18 protein-coding genes are annotated in these 20,989 nt (G+C 44.2%); 3 read left to right on the forward strand and 15 right to left on the reverse strand.

The genetic code is table 11. The features are described 5' to 3' along the window. Positions 1-7 precede the first annotated feature (7 nt). The 13 genes from J2X69_RS17005 to J2X69_RS17065 all read right to left on the reverse strand — a co-directional run bounded on the left by J2X69_RS17005 (position 8) and on the right by J2X69_RS17065 (position 15,142). Positions 8-766: a cell division protein gene (locus tag J2X69_RS17005; protein ID WP_310105936.1), complete on the reverse strand. Its 759-nt coding sequence runs from the start codon at positions 764-766 to the stop codon at positions 8-10. A gap of 99 nt (positions 767-865) precedes the next feature. Next, positions 866-2,278 carry a UDP-N-acetylmuramate--L-alanine ligase gene (murC, locus tag J2X69_RS17010; protein ID WP_310105939.1) on the reverse strand — a complete coding sequence of 471 codons (1,413 nt, stop codon included), beginning with the start codon at positions 2,276-2,278 and terminating at the stop codon, positions 866-868. Continuing rightward, positions 2,275-3,357: an undecaprenyldiphospho-muramoylpentapeptide beta-N-acetylglucosaminyltransferase gene (murG, locus tag J2X69_RS17015; RefSeq protein ID WP_310105943.1), complete on the reverse strand. Its 1,083-nt coding sequence runs from the start codon at positions 3,355-3,357 to the stop codon at positions 2,275-2,277. The genes murC and murG overlap by 4 nt, the downstream gene beginning before the upstream one ends. 29 nt (positions 3,358-3,386) lie before the next feature. Next, entirely contained in the window at positions 3,387-4,553 is a 1,167-nt protein-coding gene (locus tag J2X69_RS17020) for an FtsW/RodA/SpoVE family cell cycle protein (RefSeq protein ID WP_310105946.1), read from the reverse strand. Next, positions 4,550-5,902, reverse strand: coding sequence for a UDP-N-acetylmuramoyl-L-alanine--D-glutamate ligase (murD, locus tag J2X69_RS17025; protein WP_310105949.1), 1,353 nt, complete (start codon positions 5,900-5,902; stop codon positions 4,550-4,552). Before murD ends, J2X69_RS17020 begins: the two co-directional genes overlap by 4 nt. Before the next feature lie 5 nt (positions 5,903-5,907). Further along, positions 5,908-7,119 (reverse strand): phospho-N-acetylmuramoyl-pentapeptide-transferase, encoded by a 1,212-nt coding sequence (gene mraY, locus J2X69_RS17030; protein ID WP_310105953.1) that lies wholly within the window; start codon positions 7,117-7,119, stop codon positions 5,908-5,910. A 1-nt stretch (position 7,120) separates the two neighbouring features. Then, the gene (locus J2X69_RS17035) at positions 7,121-8,584 is read right to left on the reverse strand and encodes a UDP-N-acetylmuramoyl-L-alanyl-D-glutamate--2,6-diaminopimelate ligase (RefSeq protein WP_310105956.1); all 1,464 of its coding nucleotides are present in this window, start codon (positions 8,582-8,584) and stop codon (positions 7,121-7,123) included. After that, positions 8,585-10,693 carry a penicillin-binding protein gene (locus J2X69_RS17040; protein WP_310105959.1) on the reverse strand — a complete coding sequence of 703 codons (2,109 nt, stop codon included), beginning with the start codon at positions 10,691-10,693 and terminating at the stop codon, positions 8,585-8,587. It abuts the gene before it with no gap. Then, entirely contained in the window at positions 10,690-11,073 is a 384-nt protein-coding gene (locus J2X69_RS17045; protein WP_310105962.1) for an FtsL-like putative cell division protein, read from the reverse strand. Before J2X69_RS17045 ends, J2X69_RS17040 begins: the two co-directional genes overlap by 4 nt. Further along, positions 11,070-11,981: a 16S rRNA (cytosine(1402)-N(4))-methyltransferase RsmH gene (rsmH, locus tag J2X69_RS17050; protein WP_310105965.1), complete on the reverse strand. Its 912-nt coding sequence runs from the start codon at positions 11,979-11,981 to the stop codon at positions 11,070-11,072. Before rsmH ends, J2X69_RS17045 begins: the two co-directional genes overlap by 4 nt. Positions 11,982-11,985: 4 nt before the next feature. Then, positions 11,986-12,420 (reverse strand): division/cell wall cluster transcriptional repressor MraZ, encoded by a 435-nt coding sequence (gene mraZ / locus J2X69_RS17055; RefSeq protein WP_310105968.1) that lies wholly within the window; start codon positions 12,418-12,420, stop codon positions 11,986-11,988. Between the two features lie 461 nt (positions 12,421-12,881). Further along, entirely contained in the window at positions 12,882-14,768 is a 1,887-nt protein-coding gene (locus J2X69_RS17060; RefSeq protein ID WP_310105970.1) for a M56 family metallopeptidase, read from the reverse strand. 5 nt (positions 14,769-14,773) lie between these two features. Further along, complete coding sequence (locus J2X69_RS17065; protein ID WP_310105973.1) at positions 14,774-15,142, reverse strand: BlaI/MecI/CopY family transcriptional regulator; 369 nt, start codon at positions 15,140-15,142, stop codon at positions 14,774-14,776. Positions 15,143-15,490: 348 nt separating this feature from the next. Here J2X69_RS17065 and J2X69_RS17070 point away from each other — a divergent pair, with 348 nt between their 5' ends. The 3 genes from J2X69_RS17070 to J2X69_RS17080 are packed head-to-tail and all read left to right on the forward strand — an operon-like array spanning position 15,491 to position 18,396. After that, positions 15,491-16,603, forward strand: coding sequence for an alkene reductase (locus tag J2X69_RS17070; RefSeq protein ID WP_310105974.1), 1,113 nt, complete (start codon positions 15,491-15,493; stop codon positions 16,601-16,603). 48 nt (positions 16,604-16,651) lie between these two features. Then, on the forward strand, positions 16,652-17,428 hold the full coding sequence (locus J2X69_RS17075) for an NRDE family protein (RefSeq protein ID WP_310105976.1): 777 nt from the start codon (positions 16,652-16,654) through the stop codon (positions 17,426-17,428). After that, positions 17,425-18,396 carry a YpdA family putative bacillithiol disulfide reductase gene (locus J2X69_RS17080; RefSeq protein WP_310105979.1) on the forward strand — a complete coding sequence of 324 codons (972 nt, stop codon included), beginning with the start codon at positions 17,425-17,427 and terminating at the stop codon, positions 18,394-18,396. Before J2X69_RS17075 ends, J2X69_RS17080 begins: the two co-directional genes overlap by 4 nt. 108 nt (positions 18,397-18,504) lie before the next feature. Here the strand turns inward: J2X69_RS17080 and J2X69_RS17085 are convergent, their stop codons facing one another. Then, a complete protein-coding gene (locus J2X69_RS17085; protein WP_310105982.1) occupies positions 18,505-20,436 on the reverse strand; it encodes an OmpA family protein in 1,932 nt (643 codons plus the stop codon). Between the two features lie 40 nt (positions 20,437-20,476). Beyond that, on the reverse strand, positions 20,477-20,965 hold the full coding sequence (locus J2X69_RS17090) for a hypothetical protein (protein ID WP_310105985.1): 489 nt from the start codon (positions 20,963-20,965) through the stop codon (positions 20,477-20,479). Between the last annotated feature and the right edge of the window lie 24 nt (positions 20,966-20,989).

The following is a 20,989-nucleotide window of genomic DNA, read 5'->3' on the forward strand; positions in this document are numbered from 1 at the left end:
CAAGCTATTATTCACAGACTATTTGATCCTTAAATTTCACACTTACCCGATCGTAAGCATTCCAGCCTTTGCGGGGTAATATTTCTTTGTAAAAGACCGCTATTCGGTCAAACTTATTCGCTATATCATGTCCATCCCCAAACTCGATGACTTGCCTCCCAACTTGCTGGAAAAGACGGATATCATCCTTGGAATTCACTTCCACCTCAGTGATCTGCGCATTCCAAAACTCATCCTTAATAATAAACTCAATCAAGTCCATCAACTCCGGCATATCTGCCTTGATATCCCCTTTGTCCATCAGCATTTCTGCATAATCCCCTTCCAGAATCAATACCCGACTGGTGTATGAAGTAGACGTGGGAATCACTCTGCCCTCTGTAGTAATGTATCCATCAGCTCCCAGCGGTTGCGCAATTCTTGCGATCGGCTGATGCTGGCTAATTCTCAAATTCAATATGCCTTTCTGGCCGATCATCGCTTCCACAGATTTCACAAAAGGATGCCCAATCAGTCTAGTTTCAATTGCTTTCATCGGCACCTCTTTCAACATCACCCCCGGTTTCAAGTCAGGAAACGCCTGACTGAGGATTTTCATGATTTCAGCATCCTCCACGAAATAAACACCGCTCACTCCCTCAATATCTATTTCTGTACCTTGGAAGGTTTTATATAAGGTCTGCTTTTCAACAAATCCTATAAAGCCTACCACTACAAGACTTAGCACTATAAAAGCGAGTGTTTTCTTTACTTTTGCCTTTTTCATCTGTTTATAATTTACTTTTATAGGTCAGATGGAATCTTTGACGATTAAAATAATCATTGCCCATAGTGTGTTTTAATGATGATTTTAATCGTGTCGATTTCATAATGCGTATCGGTTTAGTCCTTCTTTCATCCAAGAAGCGATTACCGGCACCAGACGATCTATATCTCCTGCTCCCAGGGTCACCAAAACCTCCGGAGGATTCTGCTCCAAATGATTCATCAAATCCTCTCTTGCCACTAATTCCTTGTGATCTGTATTGATCCCATCAAGCAACATCGCAGCAGTTACCCCCTCTATAGGGAGTTCTCTAGCCGGATAGATGTCCAACAAAATCACAGAATCTGCAAGCGAAAGACTTTCGGAAAAGCCTTCGGCAAAATCCCTAGTCCTAGAAAACAAATGCGGCTGAAAAACCACAGTTAACTTCTTCGTAGGAAACATAGCACGCACTGAACTTAAGCAGGCCTTGATCTCTTCGGGATGATGTGCATAGTCATCTATGAAGACACGGTTACCATCATTCACATGAATCTCAAACCTTCTTTTAACTCCCTTGAAAGAGCTAATCCCTTTTCTAATTTGCTCCACAGATATATGGTGATCCAATGCTATGGCAATTGCCGCCAATGCATTTTCCACGTTATGGAAGCCGGGGATAAACAGTTCCAGACCTTTGATCTCCTGCTTCCCATCCAAATAATCAAAGAGAAAGGACCCGGGCTTCGCCTGAATATTCTCAGCACTGATTCCTGCTGATCTCAATCCATACTCCCGTGTAGGCACTTTCGGAAGTCTTCCTTCTCCAAGTCTTTGCACGGCATGTTGCTGAATGTATAATCTCCCTTTTCTATCTATCAGATGGACAAATTCCAAGAATCCATCCAAGATATGCTGCTCATCTCCGTAAATGTCCAAATGATCCGGATCCGCACTTGTGAGTACTATCTCATTGGGATGAAGCCTGAGGAAAGAGCGATCAAACTCGTCCGCTTCCACCACTACCAATGCCGGTTCTTTTGCCTTTTTGCTCCCGAGAATCAGATTACTCTGATAGTTCTGGGTAATGCCTCCAAGAAATGCCACCACAGGTTTTCCGGCGGACTTTAGCATATGGGCAATCATGGAAGATGTGGTAGTCTTCCCGTGTGTCCCCGCTACCGCGATGGTATAGTAAGAACTCGTCACCATGCCCAGCACTTCGGATCTCTTTTTGAGCTTGAAGCCATTTTCCATAAAGAAATTCAGCTGGGCACTATCCTTTGGCATCGCCGGTGTCCAAATTATCAATGCCTTATCAGCACCATTGCTAATGTGGCCAGGAATAGCTTCCAAGTGGTCGCTAAAAGAAATCTGCATCCCTTCTGCAATCAATTCATCCGTAAGCGGCGAAGGTGTACGATCATAGCCGGACACAGCATATCCTTCATGACGGAACCATCGGGCCAAAGCACTCATGCCTATGCCTCCGATACCGAGCAAATGGACGCTATTTATACCTTCGAAACTCATGCAATCAATTGTTCTAATTCCTCTACTATGGCATTGGCTGCATTCGGCTTAGCCAGATTTTTTATATTTTTCCCTAATGCTTCGGACAGCTTACTATCCTTCATTAGCTCATTTACTTTTTGCTCCAAAGCACCTACTGCTTCCGCATCCTTCAACAGCAACGCGGCATCATGACTCACATATGCCATGGCATTTTTAGTCTGATGATCTTCAGCCACATTGGGAGATGGGATGAAAATCACCGGCTTGCCCACAAGTGAAAGTTCTGAAACCGAAAGTGCTCCGGCCCTGGATACGATCACATCGGTTATGGCATAAGCCAAATCCATTTCGAGGATAAATTCTTTCAGGTGAATTGTTGTCAGGCCTGAATCGGCAAGCTTGGATTTCATTTCTTGGAAATAAAACTTGCCACATTGCCAAAGCACCTGAAACCCTTCCTCATCCAGTTTTTGCATATCTTTCAATACTGCTTGATTGAGCGTCCTGGCCCCCAGAGATCCACCCAGCACCAGCAGGGTTTTCTTAGCCGGATCCAATCCAAAATGCGTTATGGCTCTTTCCCTTTTTCCTGATAATTCCAGAATGTCCTTGCGCACAGGGTTTCCTGTATAGGCAATTCTATCAGCCGGGAAAAAGCGATCCATTTCCGGATAAGCAACACAGATTTTTTTGGCCCTTTTAGCCAAAATTTTATTAGTCAAACCGGCATAGGAATTTTGCTCCTGTACCAGCGTGGGAATACCATTTCTTTGCGCAGCATACAGCACTGGTCCGCTGGCATAGCCTCCTACTCCCACCACTGCATCCGGCTTAAAATCAGTAATGATTTTCGAAGCTTGAGACAGACTTTTTAATAGCTTGAAAGGAAATTTGAGATTTTCCAAGGATAAGCTTCTTTGCAGACCGGCAACCGGAAGTCCTTTGATCTTATACCCTGCTTCAGGGACTTTCTGCATTTCCATTTTACCCAACGCACCCACAAACAAGATCTCACTGCCGGGATGTTTTTCCATCCAGGCAGTGGCAATAGCGATAGCCGGATAGATATGCCCTCCGGTGCCTCCACCACTGATCAAAATGCGATATGTGCGCTGTGCGTTAATAATTATGCTGTTTTAAGTCTTGTTCTATTGCTAAAAGCAGAGCTAGTCTGCGATTCGTCCTGATGATCACCACGACTTACCGAGAGAATAATTCCCAAGGATATCCCCGTAAACACCAAGGATGTCCCCCCCATACTCAGAAGTGGAAGTGGCAACCCTGTAATGGGTCCCAATCCAACTGCCACTGCCATATTTACCAAGGCCTGAATCACCAATGCGAAACTCAATCCCGCAGAGAGCAATCCTCCAAATGCTTTATTCGAATTTGCCACGATCCTCATTCCTCGGTAAAGAAGTGCGAGGTAAAGGAAGAGCACGGAAAAACCTCCGATCAGCCCATATTCTTCGATGATGATGGCATAGATAAAATCCGAATAAGGATGCGGAAGCGAGTTCCTCTGCTCACTGTTTCCAGGGCCTTTCCCACTTATCCCACCTGTTGCTATCGCGATATAGGATTGTTCAGCCTGAAAAGGGATTTCGTCCTTGTTCATAAAGTCATCAACCCGTGACACAAGCGTAGCACCTCTTTGCCCTATAAATCCCGCTGCTATCAAACCCAACATACCAACCATCAGCACCATCGCCAGATACTTGACAGGCACTCGACCGATAAACATGATCAGAAGACAGGTCATCAAAAGCAGAATGGCTGTGGAGAAATTGGCCATGGCGATCAATCCACTGATCAATCCGATAGCGATAATAATTGGCACGAAGGTGCTCTTAAAGTCTTTAATGTTATTCTGCCGCTTGGCTAGCATTCCTGCAATGGATGCGATCAGGGCTAGCTTTGCCAGATCCGAAGGCTGAAATGCCTGGTTGATTACAGGTATGGTGATCCAACGATTAGCCTCATTGATGTTGGAGCCAAACAAGTATGTCACCAGCAGAAGCGGAATAGAAATAATCACTCCCAATCGGGCATAGACGGCATACTTTCTATAAGGCACCTTATGTGCAAACCACATCACGACCAGTGACACCAAAATCAACATAGAATGCCTAATCAGATAGATTTCGGTATTGCCGCCCGCATATTTATACGCCAAAGAACCCGTGGCAGAATACACCACCAGAATACTGAAAAGAGACAATAGAATGACAATGCCCCAAATAATCGGGTCGCCTTTGAAATTCCTGTCTATCCATGCTTTAAACTGATTCATGCGATGGCTTTCGGTTTTAGTTTCTCTACTGCCACACGGAATTGTGTTCCGCGATCTTCATAATTTTTAAACAAGTCAAAACTTGCACATGCCGGTGACAGCAAGACTACATCACCCGGCTCTCCAAGTTCATGGCCCCAAGCCACAGCCTCAGCGATATCCCGGGTCTCCCGGATATCGGAGATTATCGAGGTAAAAGCTTTTTTCAACTTTTCGTTGTCTTTGCCTAGGCATATCAGCGACTTCACTTTCTCACCTGCCAGGGATGAAAGCACTGAGTAATCATTTCCCTTATCCACACCTCCTGCAATCCATATCAATGGATTTTCATAACTCGCCAAAGCATATACAGTGGCCTCCACATTGGTTCCTTTGCTGTCGTTGATGAACTTCACGCCATTCACTTCTCTGATCAGTTCCATTCTGTGCGGAGCGTTTTTGAAAGTCCGGAAACCCAGCATCAAATCCACGTCTGTCACGCCTGCGATCAATGCAGCAGACCCCGCACAAAGTGCATTGAGCAGATTATGCTTCCCTTTGATGGAAAGCGTATCCACGGGTACTTGGACAGACTTTCCTGATACGTCATATGTCAACGTATCTCCATCCGTCCAAGCTCCTGCCTGCTGTGCCCCCCAAGCTGAAATCCACAACTTGGAAGCATGTATAGTATTTGCCTTCAGGCCTTCCTTAGTCAAAGCATCTTCTGCAAAAAGAATCGCCTGATCCGCTGAAGTCATGTTCTTAAAAATCCCAAACTTGGAATCTATGTATTGGTCAATTTTGTACTCATATCGATCCAAGTGATCCGGTGTGATATTACAGAGGATCGCTACTGATGGTCTGAAATCCACAAATCCATCGATCTGAAAACTGCTGCATTCGATTACCCACCAGGCATGATCACCTTCCAGCAGTTGAGCTGCCCAGCTCTTCCCTACATTTCCTGCCAGTCCCACATCCAATCCTGCTTCCTTCAATAGGTGATAAGTAAGAAGCGTCGTGGTGGTCTTGCCGTTGGTACCGGTGATGGCGATCACTTTTCCTTTAGTATAGCCAAATGCAAACTCCAGCTCATCGATAATCGGAATCCCTGCCAGCGATGCCTTGGCTACCAGTTCGGTCTTGGGCGATATTCCCGGGCTTTTGATAATCAAGTCGGCATTGAGAATCTTCTCTTCTGAGTGTTTTCCCTCTTCAAATGAAATATCCAAGCGTTCCATTTCAGCTTTTCGAGTTGCTGAAATCTGACCAGAATCTGAAACGAAAACGGCATACCCCTTCTGTCCGGCAAGCATCGCTGCTCCCAATCCACTTTCTCCCGCACCCAGAATGGCCAATCGCTTCATTTCTTTTATCTCAGTTTAAGTGTTGCCAAAGTGATTACTGCCAACAAAATCCCCACAATCCAGAACCGCGTTACGATCTTGGCTTCGGGGATATTTTTCTTTTGGTAATGATGATGCAATGGTGACATCAGGAAGATTCTCTTGCCTTCACCGTATTTTTTTCTAGTGTATTTGAAATAGCCCACCTGGAGCATCACACTTACATTTTCTATCACGAAGACCCCGCACATCAATGGGATCAGCAACTCCTTGCGAAGTGTCAATGCCAACACTGCTATCACTCCGCCCAGCATCAAGCTGCCCGTATCTCCCATGAACACCTGAGCCGGATAAGCATTGTACCATAGGAATCCAACACAGGCTCCTATAAATGCCGAAGCGAAAATCACCAGCTCTCCAGAGTTGGGGATGTACATAATATTGAGATAGGAAGAGAAAATCGCATTTCCACTGAGGTAGGCGAAAATCGCAATCGTCAATCCTATGATGGCTGAAGTTCCTGCCGCCAAACCATCTATTCCATCGGTAATATTTGCACCGTTGGAAACGGCCGTGATAATAAAAATCACCACAAAAATGTACAGGACGGGAGTCATCGCTTTGCCCATAAAGCCGAGCATAGTCTCGTAATTCAACTCATTGTTTTTGGTGAATGGAATAGTGGTTTTAGCCACTTTCACGTCTCTGAAAGCCGGTGTTTCCACTACGCCTTCCTCTATGGACACCGGATTGGTGAATTCCCGTATGACTACGCTCTCATGGAAATACAACGTGGAGCCCACGATAATACCGATTCCTATCTGTCCAATGATCTTAAATCTACCAGCAAGTCCTTCTTTGTTTTTCTTAAAAACCTTGATGTAATCATCTATAAATCCTATTGTCCCCAACCAAACAGTGGTGATAAGCAAAAGAATAATATAAATATTGTTCAGATCTGCGAAAAGCAATGTCGGAATCAGAATGGCAGCCATGATCATCAAGCCTCCCATTGTAGGCGTGCCTTTCTTTTGGTTTTGCCCCTCCAATCCCAGATCTCTTACCGTTTCTCCTATTTGCTTGTTTCTGATCCAAGCGATGATTTTGTGACCAAAGGAGATGGTAATGATCAAGGAAAAAAGCGCAGCCATTCCCGCACGAAACGAGATATACCTAAACACCCCTGTTCCCGGGATATCAAGCACTTTGTCCAAATAATCAAAAATGGGATATAACATCTCAGCTCTGTGTCAATTGTTGTAAAAACTCAGTTACTACTTCAGTATCATCGAAGTGATGCTTCACTCCATTGATTTCCTGGTAATCCTCATGTCCCTTTCCGGCGATCAGGATGATATCTCCTTTTTGAGAAAGCATACAGGCTGTCTTAATTGCCTCCCTGCGATCCACAATGGTTAATGTTTTTCTGATTTCAGACGGGCCTACGCCAGCCTGCATATCCTTTAATATTTCTGACGGCTCCTCAAATCGGGGATTGTCAGAAGTAAGTATTGCCTTATCACTTTCCTGAACAGCAATTTTTGCCATTATAGGACGCTTAGTCTTATCTCGATTCCCTCCACAGCCCACGACTGTGATCAGTTGCTCACCGCCGGTTCTCACACCATTTATTGTCTTGAGTACGTTGTCCAGCGCATCAGGAGTATGCGCGTAGTCTACAATGGCTGTAATGCCTGCTATGGAAATCCTATCGAAACGTCCTTTGGCTCCGCGAATGCCTGAAAGTTCACGAAGAACCTCATCCTCTTCTTCTCCCAATAGCACGGTGACACCCAGAACTCCCAGAAGATTATAAGCGTTGAACGCTCCGATCATTCTGAACCAAATCAGCTTGCCGTTGATGTCCAGCTCAAGTCCTTCCAAGGTATTCGAGATTATTTTAGCCTTGAAGTCCGCCGGCGATTTAAGGGCGAACAGCTGATGGGAGGCTTTGCAATTTTGAAGCATTACAGCCCCTCGCTTGTCATCACCGTTCACCAGAGCAAAAGCGTCCTTTGGAAGCTCATCAAACAACTTTTTCTTAGCCTTGATGTATTCGTCAAATGTGCCGTGATAATCCAGATGATCGTGGCTGATATTGGTAAATACAGCTCCTGCCAGCTTCAAACCCGCTATTCTCTCCTGTACTATCGCGTGAGAACTAGCTTCCATAAAGCAATGCGTACAGCCAGCATCGACCATTTTGCGAAGCAAAGCCTGTACACTCACCGCGTCGGGCGTAGTGTGGGTGGCATGGATTACTGTTTCATTGATTTTATTTTCCACAGTAGAAAGCAATCCTGTACTATAACCCATCCGCATAAACAACTGATGCAAAAGAGTCGCCGTGGTCGTCTTACCGTTAGTACCTGTGATCGCTACGACCTTGATGGATTCGGAAGGATTGCCATAGTAGTTGCTTGCCATGATACCTAGGGCACGGGCGGAATTCACCACCTCTACATAAGTGATTCCATCCAGAAGTTTCTCAGGCAATTGCTCACAGATGACACTCTGAGCCCCGAGCCCAATGGCTTTTTCAATAAACTCATGCCCATCTACCTGGGTACCTTTGATTGCCACAAAAGCACTTCCTTCCGTCACTTGACGGCTATCAAAGACAATATCATTCACCTCCAACTCCATATTTCCTGTAGTAGAGGTTAGTGATACTTTATACAATATGTCTTTCAGTACTTTCATTTATCCTAATACCAGATTTATGGTTGTGTTTGGTGTTAATTGGGTTCCGGGAGAAATCGACTGTCCTTTCACCCGGCCTTTACCGGAGTAATTGACCTTCATTCCTTTATTTTCCAGAATAAAAAGCGCATCCCTAAGCGGAAGTCCCGACACATCAGGGACAAGCGATTGATCCGTGTCATTGACGTTCATTTCCACGCTAGTCGCATGAGACACCGTCTTCACCCACTCTTCAGGGTTGGCTGCAGAGGCTTTCAATCCCAATTCGCGGAAAATACCCTGCAGTTCTTCGGCCTTACCCGCCTTGACAAAAGGCATCTGTGTATCCTCCGCTTCGGCTCTTAATATTCCTTTCTGATTCATTGGATTCAACTCAATGTCCAATGCATAGATTTTGTCCGCAATTTCTTTGAATACCGGAGCAGAGACATCCCCCCCATAAGCGGCAAAGCCTTTTGGGCTATCAATTACCACGACCATGGAGTACTTTGGATGGTCCGCCGGAAAATAACCGGCAAAACTGGTGTAATAATTTTTTGTGTATTTCCCGTTGACCAGTTTCTGGGCCGTTCCTGTTTTTCCTGCGATTTTATAATCAGCATTAGCTATATTTCTTGCCGTGCCACGCGATACCACACCTTCCAATAGTTCTTGAAGAAGCTTGATGTTTTTCTCCGAAGCGATCTGCTTTCTTATCACCTCAGGTTCGTACAGCTGTTCAATTGTATTGCCTTTGGAAACTGACTTGACGATATAAGGCTTCATCATTTTTCCTCCATTCGCAACAGCATTGTACAATGCAAGTGTATGAAGAGGATTCAGTTTGGATTCGTAACCGATGGAAATCCATGGAAGTGAAGTGCCATACCAATCTTTATTTCCCGGTTTTTTATAAAAAGGCCTTCCCTCACCGATGAGCTGAAATCCAAAAGGCTCCCGCAATCCCACTTTGTCGATGTAAGCCATGAACTTGGAAGGGCTGGAACCAAAATGCTCATCCACCAATTTAGAGATTCCGACATTCGAAGATTTCTCAAAAGCCTCACGAATCGTCAACGTGCCAAAACCACCATTCTTTGCATCGCGCATCACTTGGTTATAGAATTTATGAGCACCGTTACCTGTTTCCACCATTTCTTCCAGCGAGATCTTATTCTCTTCCAAAAGCGCAAGCATGGAAAGCAACTTAAAAGTGGAACCAGGCTCTGTGTTACCCTGATCACCAATTGCATAATTGTAATTCTCACCGTAGCCATTTCCGCTGGTGTTGCGCTGCAAATTGGTTATAGCCTTGATCTGTCCAGTTTTCACTTCCATGACGATCACAGCCCCAAACTCCGCATCCCTATCTGTCAACTGCCTCCTCAAAGCTGTCTCTGCTACGTCCTGAATATTCACATCCAAGGTAGTGACCACGTCAAACCCATTCTCGGGCTTTACGTCCTCAGCATCAAACACCGGCTTCCAGCTTCCTCCGGCCAATCGCTGGAAAAGTGCTTTTCCATCCTGACCCCGTAGGTAATTATTGAAACTGTACTCTATACCGGCGCCATATTGATCTTCATTCAAAAAGCCAACAGTACGGCTGGCAAGGGAATTAAACGGACGATATCTTTTTTCTACCTTTTCGAAGATCACTCCTCCTCCCAGCCTCCCTTGCCGGAAGATCGGCCATGTGGACATTTCCTGCATACCCTGATAGCCGATCTGTTTTCTGTTCAGCACCAGATAGCGCTTATTCTCAAGTCTGGCGTCATTGATCATTCTTTTATAGGCCGCAGCAGACTTATCGTTGTAATATGCAGACAGTAATTTTGCCAGAGAATCAACTCCGGCTTTGTACTGATCCGTTTTCGCTATGGTGGGATCCAGCGCCACTCTATAAAAAGGTAAACTTGTAGCCAGCAAACTCCCGTCACTTGCATAGATATTCCCCCGGGTGGCAGGTACTTCTCTGTATTGAAAATTGACAGTTTCAGCTCTTTCACGCCACACGTCTCCTTCCGCCATCTGTAGTTTGGCGATCTTATACGGGATAAGCGCTGAGCCCAGCGCTATCAGGATGAACACCACCCGTACACGGATCAATATGGATCGTTTAAAATTCACTTTTCTATCTCGATTTTTATCGGCGGTTGATTGAGTTCAAATATTCCTTTATCAGCTACTCGCTTGGCTACTTCGGACTGCATGCTGCTAAGCATATACTCTGCCTCCAGCGTAGTGACATCAGCCCGAAGATCTTCTACCTCTTGCTGAGCCTTTTCGATCTGCCGCACCATATTCTCCGCTCGGTGATTGCTCCAGATATAGACCAAAGCCAATAAAGCCACAAATCCAACTGGCGGAACCAGTTGGACAGGCATTCCTTCACCCAAGACCCCGGTGATGTCCAGCTTTTCTTCAATCCAGCTAAAGATGGATTTGCGGGGACCTCCCTTTGGCTTATTGCCTGACTTCAGTTTCTTTTTGAATGTGTTATTGCTCATCCTTCCGTCTTCTTCGCTATTCTGAGTTTTGCACTTCTAGCCCGGGGATTAGATGCGATCTCCTCAGCACCTGCCACCACAGCCCCTCTGCTTACAGGCTCCAAAGGCCGAATAAGATTTCCATAGAAATCCTTTTCTACCTCACCTTGAAATCTGCCTTTGATCATCAGGTTTTTCACCAATCGATCCTCGAGACTATGATAGCTCATCACTACCAATCTACCCTCAGGCTTTAGCACATCCACCGCTTCCAGCAGCATCTCTTCCAATGCGCCCATTTCATCGTTTACTTCTATCCTCAAAGCCTGAAAGACTTGGGCATAGTATTTAAAGTCTTTGCCCCGGGGAGCATATTTTTTTAAAAAGGAGGTAAACCCTTCTGTCGTTTCGAATGGCTGTGATGCCCTCTCGGAGACGATGGCCTGAGCCAATGTCTTGGCATTTTTCACCTCGCCATACATCCCGAGAATCTTATGTAGCCTTGCTTCATCGTAAGTATTCAGAACCTCCTTGGCCGAAACCTCGGCTGATTGATTCATACGCATGTCCAGGCTGCCACTGAATCTGGTGGAAAACCCTCTGCTTGGCTCATCTATCTGATGGGATGAAATACCCAAATCAGCCAAAACGCCATCTACTTTCTTCACACCGTAAAGCCGTAGATATTTCTTCAAATCCCTGAAATTCGCAGCGATAAAGGTAAAATTGTCACTAGCAGGAATATTAGCCTCCGCATCCACATCCTGATCGAAGGCATACAGATGCCCCTTATCCAGATACTTCAGAATCTCCCGGGAATGTCCACCCCCGCCAAAAGTCACATCTACATAAATCCCATTGGGATCAATAGACAATCCTTCAGTGCATTTGGCTAGCATCACTGGAATATGGTAAACTGACTCTGTCATGAGGTTACGAGAGATATTTTTCCATCAGACTGGATAAGTCTGCCGGATCCACTATGATATTCTTGCTATAATTTTCTTGATTCCAGAATTCGATCCTCCCACCATTCCCTATCACTATCACATCTTTTTCAAGACCTGCATAAGCCTGATAGGCCTTAGGGATCAACAAGCGGCCCGCACTGTCCAATTCTATATCGACGACAGAATTGAAAAAGGAGCGCTGCAACATTCTTTGTTCCGGATTATGAATAGAAAGAGACTTGATCTGATTCTCAAGTTTCTTGTATTCCACCATGGGGTAAAGAGCCAAACATCTATCTTCAGCCATCCGAAGCATAAGCGTAGCGCCATTGGCCTCCGGAATCGCCGCCTTGATCTTGGCCGGCAACACCAGACGCCCTTTGGGATCTAGCTTGCAATCGTATTGACTGTTGAACATAATTTTCTGAACTCTTTAGAATGACGAGCATGTAGTAAAGACAAAAGTAATAAAATGACTTTCACTTTCTACCACTTTCCCCCACAAATTCCCACTTTCACTTAAAAGTAGGCAAATCTTTATTCCATCCCAATATTTCTCTATAAAAAAACAAGGATTTTTTCAGAGGTATTCTATTGATTAGAAAGAGGTTAGAGATTCCCCAAAATGGGGTTAAACTGAGCGTATGTAAGGTTTTCAGCAACTCTAAAAGAATATGAATGCCTTAGATTCCTCTGCTTCAAAAGAAAAGTGGGTGAAAATCCCATGATCCGGATTGGAGTCCGCATAGAAGTGTGGAGGAATCCCACATCAATTTTTAAAAAAGTCTATAAATAAAAAGACCTGCCCATCGGGCAGGTTTTTTCAAAGTATCAACACACAATTATTTTTTGAGAATATAACTCGAGCGGGAGGCATCTCTATTCATTATCATCCTTTTTCTTTAATTCCTCCTCAAGTTTTTTCTGATATTCTTCAATTTTGGTAGCATTCTCTTTTTGCCATATTTCCATTTTACGCTGGTATTCTTCCATCTTTGGCTGCATCTCTTTTTCCCAAGCCTTCATCTTCTCTTCATAATCCTTCATTTTAGGCTCATTTGCATCTTGCCAAGCCTTCATTTTGGCTTCGAATTCTTTCATCCTAGGCTCGTGGTTTTTTTGCCATTCGGCCATTTTCTTTTCAAACTCCTGCATTTTAGGCTCAAATTCTTTTTGCCAAGCCTGCATTTTCTCTTCAAATCCCGCATTATTTTCTTCCCATTTGGCAGCCCATTCCTCAGCCTTTTCAGCCATCTCATTGGCTTTGAATTCCATTTTCTTTGCCCATTTTTCTTTTTCTCCTTTAGTCATGCCCGCGGTGTCCTGAGCGAAAAAAGAAAAATCCGGACTTCCTGCGAATTCAACAGCCATCGCCGGCATAGCCCCCATATCAAAGCCTGGTACCGGTACCATCTCGAAATCCATCACAGGCATAGCAGGCATTATAAAATCCATGACCGGCATTATCGCTTCTGCCGGGAAAGATGGCATAGGGGGCAGTTCCAAAGCAGGCATATCTTCTAAGATTATGGTCTTGCCATTGTATTGGTAAACGTGTGATCCTTTGTTGCTATCCTTAATTATTACCGTGTCGCTTTTGGAAATAACCGTATCAGCACAAACATTAACATTTGCATTGATAGTTAGATCAATAGCAACTTCTTCAGCCAGATCTTCCGTAGTACTTACACTTACAGATATCGGATTAGTTTTTTCTATCGAGACAGGGATGTCCTGCTGTGCAGTTGCCATGAGGCCCGCACTTAATAAGAGTGTTAGTAGCATAGGGATGGAAATAATAGGGTTTTGTGGATAAGTCTGGGCAGAATGGCCCAACATTCGTCTGATTCTCTGTAGTGTGGGATTTCTTTTTCTGGCCGCCGCCAGAGCTAACTCAGGAGGATTTTGATTTGCGAAGTTCAATACTTCAGCCAAGCTGCAAGCCAATTCCCGAGGCGAAATCCCGGCTTTTACAGCGATATCATCAGCAGCATTTTCTCTCAGTTCCTTGACCGTCTGATTCATCCACCAGTAGCAAGGATGATAGAAAAACAATACTTCCATAGCGGACTGCAGAAGATTTGCCAGGTAATCGTGACGCTTCACATGCGCCAATTCATGAGCGATGATCGCTTCCAATTGGCTTGGAGCAAGCTGAAAAATAAGGCCTGCAGGAATAAGAATAATAGGTTTGAGATATCCGAAAGTAACAGGGGAAAGACCATAGGAAGTAAGTTTAATCTCCACTTTTTTGGCTACCTTCATTTTCTCCATTAGGCGAGAGAGCATTTCCTCCAGCTGGAAATCCCGGGGATCAGCCGATGATTTTCGAAGCATCCTGATTTCCGAGAGACTATTAAATAATCGAAAAAGGAAGAGTAATGCGCCTACAAACCAGAAGTTCACCAAAAGAGGTAATTGTAGTTCAATCCAGTTTATCAGCATTATGATTATGTCTTCCACTCCCAGAGTAGCCGAAGCCTGTATTTCGTTTAGCACAAGTCCCTCAAATGCCATTCTACCCAGAAGCGGAGCAGGGCTAAAGCTTGATAACTCATAGATAAAAGTGGCTATTGCACACAGCAAACTGACTCCCAGACTGCCCAAAGCAAGATTATATTTGACTCTGGGACTACTTTTGTGAAAAACTTTCAGTAGCAGCCACAAAGCAGCTCCGACCAACACTAATTGCCAAAGTGAATGCACGAGCGTCCAGCCCATGGAATAAAGTAAACTTTCAGAGATCCAGTCGTTCAAAAGATTCATTGTTATTACTTGTTTTCTAGTTGGTCCAAAAATGCACGAATTTCATCCAATTCCTCCTTTGAAGGGTTTTCCTCACCCAATGCCTGGAGCACCAGTTTCTGCGCAGAACCGCCAAATGCTGTAGTTACCAGATTTTTGAGCAATGATTTCTGGGTATCTCTTTGATTGGTTGCCGGACTGTAAACATGAGTCCGTTGGGTTTCATTCCGGCTGACCATCCCCTTGGCATGCATATTCTGCATAGTCTTCAGTGTGGTCGTATACCCGGTATCTTTCGTCTCTGCCAAGCGTTCATGGATCTGGCGTACGCTGGCTTTCTTCATTTCCCACAATAGGGAAAGTATTTCTAATTCTGATTCTGTTGGCTTACTCATGGGACATTATACGATGACTTTCGTACCAAAGATATACGAAGAGAATCGTAAGTTCAAAACCTCTACGAAAATAATCGTATTAAAAATTGTTAAATCAATGATTTTCAGACAATTATTATAAATAATTATTTTCTAAAAGACTATTTAACACCCTCAAGAGGGACTTTAATAGCCCAGACGATCATCATAACCTACTTAAATTATGGAGCATTTTTCTATGGAATATACTAAAGGGCACAACCTTTTCATCACCTATTTTCTATATCAACTCCAAGGCTAAAAGCGAACTTAAAACCATCCTTATTAGTTGTATAGACATAGAATTTTTAGAATTAAACCAACCACGACATGATTAGCGATCAGGCATTATTAAAACCCATCACACTTTCAGGAGGGCTAGCATTGAAAAACAGAATCTGGATGGCACCGCTGACCAGAAGCCGAGCTGCCAATCCCTCAAACAAACCATTTGAGATTCACGAGAAATACTATGCACAGCGGGCTTCTGCCGGTCTGATTATTACAGAAGCTACGCAGATATCCAAACAAGGCATAGGTTATATCAATACCCCTGGGATCCATTCTGATGCACAGATAGAAGGATGGAAACGTGTCACTAAAGCCGTGCATGAGAAAGGCGGTCATATATTCATCCAACTGTGGCACGTAGGCAGATTGTCCCACCCTGATTTCCATAATGGAAAATTGCCCTTGGCTCCATCTGCAATCAATCCCCACGAAAAATCCTATACCCCGGAAGGTTTTAAAGAAACGGTCACTCCAAAAGAAATGACCCGGGAAGAAATCAAGCAAACTGTCCAAGATTTTAAGAATGCGGGAAAAAATGCAATGGAAGCAGGATTTGACGGAGTAGAAATCCACGGTTCCAATGGTTACTTACTTCATCAGTTCTTCAATGCTACCAGTAATGTGAGAAGGGACGAATATGGTGGATCCATAGAGAATAGGGCAAAAATTTTGTTTGAAATCATAGATGCACTCAAAGAAGTAATGCCTGAACAAAAAATAGGATTAAGATTGAATCCATCTCTAACAGGCGAATTTGGCACTACTGCCGATGAACAGACAATTCCTACTTTTGAATACATCGTAAAGAAACTCAATGATTATGATCTCGCTTATTTACATCTATGCGAGCCCTCTTCAGACGTTTCAGATATTCCTTATCTAGTCAGTCATATAGCTAAGCACTTTCGCCCGTTATATAAAGGCACATTGGTGATCAATGACGGTTTTGACCGGGAAAAAGGCAATAAAGTAATCGAGGCAGGTAATGCGGATGCCGTGGCTTATGGCACATTATACATCTCCAATCCAGATCTGGTAGAACGCTTTGAACAAGGTGCTGAGTTAGCAAGCCCAGACCAAAAAACCTTCTATACCCCAGGAGAAAAAGGATACACCGATTACCCAAGCCTGAAGGAAATAAAAGCCGGATAATCACCCAAAGGCCGGATGTTCCGGTCTTTTCTTTCTTATTTTTGAGCCATGTGTTTAGTAGCTTTTTCCTGGAAATCCCATCCCACATATCCATTGATCATCAGTGCAAATCGTGATGAGTTTTTCGAGCGTCCTACCCAAGCCATGCACCATTGGGAATCCGGATTCTATGCAGGAAAAGATATGAGAAGCGGCGGCACCTGGTTTGGCATTCATCCCAATGGCAGATGGTCATTATTGACCAACTACAGAGATTTCATCCACCAGCGCGAGTCAAAAATCAGTAGAGGAAAACTTGTGCAGAATTTTCTTGAGAGCCAAATAGATCCTGAAGCCTACCTCGAAGAAATTGAACAGAACAAAGCCCTTTATGATGGATTCAATCTGCTTGTATCAGATGAAAATCGGCTTTTTTACTACAGCAATTTCGGAGAAGAAATCAAAGAAATCCTGCCTGGAGTATATGGCCTAAGTAACGGACTAATCCACGATCCCTGGCCAAAATCACAGCTTGCCAAGCTACAGTTAGAACAATTGCTGACACAGCAGTTTGATGAAGACAACCTGCTTGAGATTCTAAAATCTACGGACACAGCAGATCCTGCACTCCTTCCTTTTACCGGGATTCCTCCTGAGATGGAGATTGCCCTTTCTTCTCAACTCGTTAGAATCGAAGGCAATTACGGCACTGTTTCTTCTACGGCTGTGTTACAGCATAAATCCGGATTTACCAAACTTAAAGAGCGGACTTTCGAGTGGGATTACCACAGATTCGAAGACCGGAAATTTCAGTTTCAGCCGGAAAAACCTATTAAAAGCGAATGACGAAGATATATGAAATGCTGATCATCGGCGGGGGCCCTATCGGCCTGGCCTGTGGTGTAGAAGCAAAAAAAGCAGGGTTGGACTATGTGATTATAGAAAAAGGCGCACTGACCAATTCTATTTATAATTACCCGATCAATATGACTTTTTTTTCCACCTCCGACAGATTGGAGATGGCAGGGATTCCCTTTATGTCGATAGGGAACAAACCCAACCGCACAGAGGCATTGGAATATTACCGTAGGATTTTCTCCCACTTTGATCTTAATGTGAAGCTTTATGAAGCAGTGGTGACCTTGGAAAAAAAAGAGGAAGTATTCCAAGTCAAAACCTCAAAAGGAAAGTACTTGGCAAAGAATATAGTAATGGCAACCGGCTTTTATGATTTGCCAAATCTAATGAACATTCCCGGCGAGGACTTGCCGAAGGTGCATCACTACTACAAAGAGCCTTGGCCATTTATCAACCAAAAAATCGTAGTGGTAGGAGGAGCCAATTCGGCCGTGGATGCCGCATTGGAAACTTGGAGAAAAGGCGCTGAAGTCAGTATGGTTTTGCTGGATGAAGAAGTGGATCAAGCTGTAAAATACTGGGTACGCCCAGACATTGTCAATCGCATTAACGAAGGCTCAATCAAGGCCTTCACAAAATCAAAGCTCAAGGAGATCCGGGAACACGAGGTGGTGATCACCACACCTGAAGGTGATGTGACGATAGAAAATGACTTCGTCCTTGCCATGACAGGATACAAGCCCAACTTTGGGCTATTGAATCAACTCGGGGTAAAACTAAGTGAAGACGAGAAATGCCAACCCCAGTACAATGAGCTAAGCCACGAATCGAATGTGCCCGGAGTTTATCTGGCAGGAGTGGTTTGTGGGGGATTGAACACCCGGGAATTCTTTATCGAAAACAGTGTGGTCCATGCCGGAATGATTGTGAGAGATATTGTTGGGAAGGTGAAATAGGTGTAAAATGTAGTAAGTAGAAAGTGGCAAGTTGCAACATAGATTTGTAGATTTTACTTGACACCTTTTACTTCTTACCCTTACACGGGGATTACTTCCTTCCTGTTCCTATTCCTTAATCTCTATCACCTTAAATTCTGTTCTTCTGTTTACCTGATGCTCTTCCTCCGTCTTGGCATTTTCTATGATCAACTGACTTTTACCATAGCCTTTGGCTACCAGCCTATCTACAGCTATTCCTTGAGACACGATATAATCGACCGCGGATTGAGCTCTTCGCTGGGATAAGTTTTGGTTATAAGACTCAGATGACCTGTCATCCGTATGAGAGCTTAGCTCGATTCTGATCGCAGGATTATCTTTCAGTATCTGAACCAATTTATCCAATTCTACTGCAGCATCGGCTCTGATCTCAGCTTTATCCAGATCGTAGTAAATATTCTCCAATACGATAGAACGATCCAGTACAAGCTGATCCAATACGATCGTCGTGTCTAGCGTAATATTGGTCACATCCTGCACGAGTGTGGAAATATCCGGCGTCTTGCCCTTGGTAGTATAGGGTACCGACTTAGAGAAGTAGCCATTCTTGGATGCGATGATGGTAAAGTCAGCGTCCGGAGTCAACGTAAATCTTACACGGCCATTTGTATTGGAGAAGTCTCCACCGGTTTGCTTATTATTTCCGTCGTATAATACTACTCTTGCCTGCTCCAGTACGGCATCATCTTCGCCTGCGATTCGTTGCTTGGTGAACACGTTTAGTAGTACATTGATGATTTTCGGTTTAGGGGTCTTATCCTCAAAGAAATAAATATCATCGTCTCCTACCCCGCCTTCGCGGTTGGAGGAAATAAAACCGGCTTTGGGGTATTCAGTGAAGAAAAGAGAGAAATCGTCGTTTGTACTGTTGAAATTTTCACCTAGATTTTTGATCACCTGTTTTCCGGACTCGTCTTTTTCAGCTACAAAAAGGTCTAATTTCCCATACCCGGGATGTCCATCTGATGAGAAAAAAAACTTACCATCAGCCATAGGCCGCGGAAAAAGCTCATTTCCCGGCGTATTTATATTGGGCCCAAGATTGACGGCATTACCGAAATCTCCGTTCGCCAGCTTGGTTGCCTTATAAAGATCTATTCCTCCAAAACCTCCCGGCCTATTGGATGCAAAATACAGCTCAGAACCGTCAGGGGAAAAAGCAGGGGTCGAATTCCACCAAGTTTCGTCTTCATTCACAGGCATCCAAATCGGCTGAGTAAATCCACCTCCTCTGAAGTAGGAAACAAAAAGTGCTGTTTCGGGGAGGTCTTTATCAGAAGTAGAATTCCCTCTTGCGTAGATAATCGTGTTGCCATCAGGGCTGATCGCAATTGCGGCTTGATTCAGGCCTTCTTCATTTTTAAATTCCGGAAGAGCCTGCGCGCCACTTACATCAACGCGAAGCCCTTCTGCCCGCGCTCTGAATAATTTGGTATAAGGAGAACCGTCAGCCGGGTAAAGTCCACTTGCCTGGCGCCCTGAAGTAAAATAAAGAAAGCCTTCGCTGATCACAGGAGCGTAATCAGGTCCAGCTGTGTTGAGGTCTTTATAATTTGTCAGCACATGATTTGGCCAGTAATCGGCTATTCCCTCAGATAGCTTGATGGCCTCAAGTTGACGTTGTGTCTCTGCCAAATAGGTTTCATCCTGCGTATAGTCTTTTGCTTTTTGGAAAGCTTCAGTCGCCTCCACGTCTTTATCCAGTGCCTTTAAGCTCAAGCCCAGCCGATAATAGTTGTCAAAGGAAGGATTTTCTTCCACCAACTTCTGATAATAAGGAGCCGCATTTTCTATTCTATTAGACAGCCTGTAACTCTCCGCTACTACCTGATTGGCTTCTATATTTTCGGGATCATCTGCCAAGATCTGGGAAAAGGTATTGATGGCATATTGGTACTGACCGGAAAGAAACTGGTCATTACCTTTCTCCTGTAGGCTTTTGCATGAGCTTACTCCAAAGAGAAGTATAGCACAAATCCAAAAAAAATGGTTTTTCATCTGAGGGGGCTATTGATGATCTATTGTGAATATTACTAAATTAATTTGGAAAGTATCTGCTCAGCCAACTTTTCCCTGCCAAAATCCACACACTTTCCAAGTCTTTTTTGCTTTGAACCTGAGGATTGATCACGGGTGTATGAGAATCGATCTCTCCGGAAGTTACTTTTGATTTTATTCCCAATGCCGAAGCTACGCTGATTTCACCCGAACTGGATTTAAAAGTCACTTTACCCTGATCGGTAAGGTTGTTTTCTATTTCATCTTCCAGCTCGCGCAATGTCCTCACCGAGCTATCAATGGAGCATCCACTTGCTCCCAGACCCGACTCATCCACAGCCAACACCAAGATCTGCCCGTCCAGAATCTCAAAAGATGAAGGCATTCTATTGCCGTGTGTGTTCCAGCCATCACAGAAGACGGATAACTTAGATGTGATCAGATCCTTTTCGTACTCGGAAAATCGACGTGCGGCCTGGTAAACCCAAACCCGTGAATATTCCGGCATATCTTTAAATTCAATGTACATAATTGCTTGCTACGTTTTGGCAAA

The organism is Algoriphagus sp. 4150, from assembly GCF_031457395.1.
In the GTDB taxonomy this organism is placed as follows: domain Bacteria; phylum Bacteroidota; class Bacteroidia; order Cytophagales; family Cyclobacteriaceae; genus Algoriphagus.

Bases quoted from the DNA above. Each gene is read 5' to 3' on its own strand.
- J2X69_RS17005 (WP_310105936.1), bottom strand. From the start codon at position 766: ATGAAAAAGGCAAAAGTAAAGAAAACACTCGCTTTTATAGTGCTAAGT.
- murC (WP_310105939.1), bottom strand. From the start codon at position 2,278: ATGAGTTTCGAAGGTATAAATAGCGTCCATTTGCTCGGTATCGGAGGC.
- J2X69_RS17020 (WP_310105946.1), bottom strand. From the start codon at position 4,553: ATGAATCAGTTTAAAGCATGGATAGACAGGAATTTCAAAGGCGACCCG.
- murD (WP_310105949.1), bottom strand. From the start codon at position 5,902: ATGAAGCGATTGGCCATTCTGGGTGCGGGAGAAAGTGGATTGGGAGCA.
- mraY (WP_310105953.1), bottom strand. From the start codon at position 7,119: ATGTTATATCCCATTTTTGATTATTTGGACAAAGTGCTTGATATCCCG.
- J2X69_RS17035 (WP_310105956.1), bottom strand. From the start codon at position 8,584: ATGAAAGTACTGAAAGACATATTGTATAAAGTATCACTAACCTCTACT.
- J2X69_RS17045 (WP_310105962.1), bottom strand. From the start codon at position 11,073: ATGAGCAATAACACATTCAAAAAGAAACTGAAGTCAGGCAATAAGCCA.
- rsmH (WP_310105965.1), bottom strand. From the start codon at position 11,981: ATGACAGAGTCAGTTTACCATATTCCAGTGATGCTAGCCAAATGCACT.
- mraZ (WP_310105968.1), bottom strand. From the start codon at position 12,420: ATGTTCAACAGTCAATACGATTGCAAGCTAGATCCCAAAGGGCGTCTG.
- J2X69_RS17060 (WP_310105970.1), bottom strand. From the start codon at position 14,768: ATGAATCTTTTGAACGACTGGATCTCTGAAAGTTTACTTTATTCCATG.
- J2X69_RS17065 (WP_310105973.1), bottom strand. From the start codon at position 15,142: ATGAGTAAGCCAACAGAATCAGAATTAGAAATACTTTCCCTATTGTGG.
- J2X69_RS17070 (WP_310105974.1), top strand. From the start codon at position 15,491: ATGATTAGCGATCAGGCATTATTAAAACCCATCACACTTTCAGGAGGG.
- J2X69_RS17075 (WP_310105976.1), top strand. From the start codon at position 16,652: ATGTGTTTAGTAGCTTTTTCCTGGAAATCCCATCCCACATATCCATTG.
- J2X69_RS17080 (WP_310105979.1), top strand. From the start codon at position 17,425: ATGACGAAGATATATGAAATGCTGATCATCGGCGGGGGCCCTATCGGC.
- J2X69_RS17085 (WP_310105982.1), bottom strand. From the start codon at position 20,436: ATGAAAAACCATTTTTTTTGGATTTGTGCTATACTTCTCTTTGGAGTA.
- J2X69_RS17090 (WP_310105985.1), bottom strand. From the start codon at position 20,965: ATGTACATTGAATTTAAAGATATGCCGGAATATTCACGGGTTTGGGTT.